This window comes from Neobacillus cucumis, assembly GCF_016908975.1.
Lineage (GTDB): Bacteria > Bacillota > Bacilli > Bacillales > Cytobacillaceae > Neobacillus > Neobacillus cucumis.
The window spans coordinates 1-2,035 of the sequence record NZ_JAFBEX010000058.1 but is presented as its reverse complement, the minus strand read 5'-3'; the positions used below and the strand labels follow the sequence as shown (position 1 = coordinate 2,035).

Annotated in this window: 2 protein-coding genes; both read left to right on the top strand. The window is 41.5% G+C overall.

What is annotated here, in order from left to right; all coding sequences use genetic code 11:
- The first annotated feature begins 381 nt into the window (after positions 1 to 381).
- The gene (locus JOC76_RS30680) at positions 382 to 513 is read left to right on the top strand and encodes a hypothetical protein (protein ID WP_275591439.1); all 132 of its coding nucleotides are present in this window, start codon (positions 382 to 384) and stop codon (positions 511 to 513) included.
- A 137-nt stretch (positions 514 to 650) separates the two neighbouring features.
- Positions 651 to 1,976: a group II intron reverse transcriptase/maturase gene (gene ltrA, locus JOC76_RS29620; RefSeq protein ID WP_205182335.1), complete on the top strand. Its 1,326-nt coding sequence runs from the start codon at positions 651 to 653 to the stop codon at positions 1,974 to 1,976.
- The last annotated feature ends 59 nt before the right edge of the window (positions 1,977 to 2,035 follow it).

Below are 2,035 nucleotides of genomic sequence, written 5' to 3'. Positions count from 1 at the left end.
TTTGTGCGCTTGGCAGCGCTTCGCTCTAAAGGGTGTAAGTCCCTAACATGCCGTTGTGGCGGAAATGTAAAGCTGACAGGTAGTGCGAGTGCCGTGAGGCTTCGTGCGGAGGACTTGAAGGCAAAACTCGGAACAGGTGGCTGAAACCATGTTGGCTGGTAAGACTGGATAACCTTGCAAAGGAAAGGGATGTCCTATACCACTTTGAGTCTTATTAGTTATGAGGACTGGATTCGAGGGAAAGGCGAAGACGTGACCCAAGGAGATCTCATCTTCTCCACCGTTGGTGGTAACTCATTTTCAAAGCCGCGATGGACAAGATTTTGACTATGGAGGGTGAGAAGTCAGAGCAGGGGATAGTAGTGAATAAGCTTGTCAGAAATGCCACAAAGACAAGCGACTTACCACATTGTTGGTAGGACAGACATTGACTCAAAAGGCAATGAACTGATGCGAAGCCCGTCTGCCCATGTAAGAAAAGCATTACGAACTTATTTACTCGTCATGTACTAAACAGAAGTCGATGAGGCAGATAGCCAAAGAATCGAGACCGAAAGAAAGTAGGTTGTTTAGGGCGTAGTACTAATATCAAATATCAACCATTGGGTAACCTATACAGCTGATATTGTATTGGGAAAGGAAACGAATACATGGAGGAATCGATAGGAAAACGAAGCTTACGTGTAGTAGAGAATTCTAAAAAGAAACGCAAATGGTACAGCCTAATTGATAAAATCTGGAACTATCAAAACCTGGAACAAGCATTTTATGACGTGAAGAAAAATCGAGGCTCACATGGTGTGGATAAAGTAACTATTAAAGATTATGAAAAAGAATTGGAACACAACTTAAGAGTGCTCCAAGAATCTTTACGTACTAAAACATATCGAGCAAAACCAGTCCGAAGAGTGTATATTCCAAAAGCAGATGGTAGTAAGCGTCCATTAGGAATACCAACAGTTGAAGACCGAATTCTCCAAGCCGCAGCAAAAAGAATACTTGAACCAATCTTCGAACAAAAATTTTTAGACTGTAGTTACGGATTTCGTCCAAACCGTAGTGCGCATATGGCGATAGACAAAATCCGTAAGGATTTGATGGAAGGATATACGTATGTAATTGACGCCGACATAAAGACGTATTTTGATTCAATTCCACACGACAAGCTTATTGAGTTAGTCAAAGAAGAAGTTGTGGATGGAAGTGTGTTGGCTTTAATTGTGCAGTTCTTGAAGTCGGGAATCCTGGAAAATGGTGTGGTTTTTGAAAATGATAACGGCAGCCCTCAGGGTGGTGTAATAAGTCCGCTTCTTGCGAATATCTATCTTCACCCACTAGATGAAATGATGACAGAAAGAGGTCATCGAATAACAAGGTATGCAGATGACTTCGTCATCTGTTGTAAATCCCAAAAAGGTGCTGAGAGGGTATTAAGAACAGTGGTGAAGCTGTTAGAAGGAAGGCTTGGATTAAAGGTTCACCCTGATAAAACTAAGATTGTAAATAATTTGGAAGAACCATTCGTATTTCTTGGGTATGTATTTAAAAGTGGTTACTACCATTCACCATCAGATAAAGCAGTCAAGAAATTCAAGGCAAGAGTCAAAGAGGCAACGAAAAGAAACCAAACAGTGAATTTGGAGGAATTCGTTAAACACAAACTAAACCCGATCATTAGAGGTTGGGGCAGATACTTTGGCATTGGATTCTCAAAGAACCTGTTCAAACAGCTTGATTCATGGATTCGGAGAAGATTGCGAATGATTCAGTTAAGAAGTTGGAGAAAAATCAGAAAGCTCCATAGGGAGCTTCGGAAAAGGAACTGGGAGGGTGAACTTCCGCATTTGTCCATGACTAAATGGAGAAATTCGATGACCCAGCACGTACATTTTGCGATACCTAATGAAAGGTTTCGTGAAATTAAACTTGTATTTCTTTTAGACATTTATAACGAACTACATCCCCAACGGGGATAAGCATGGAGGAGCCGTATGCGATGACCCGCATGTACGGATCTGTGAGAGGCGCATGAATA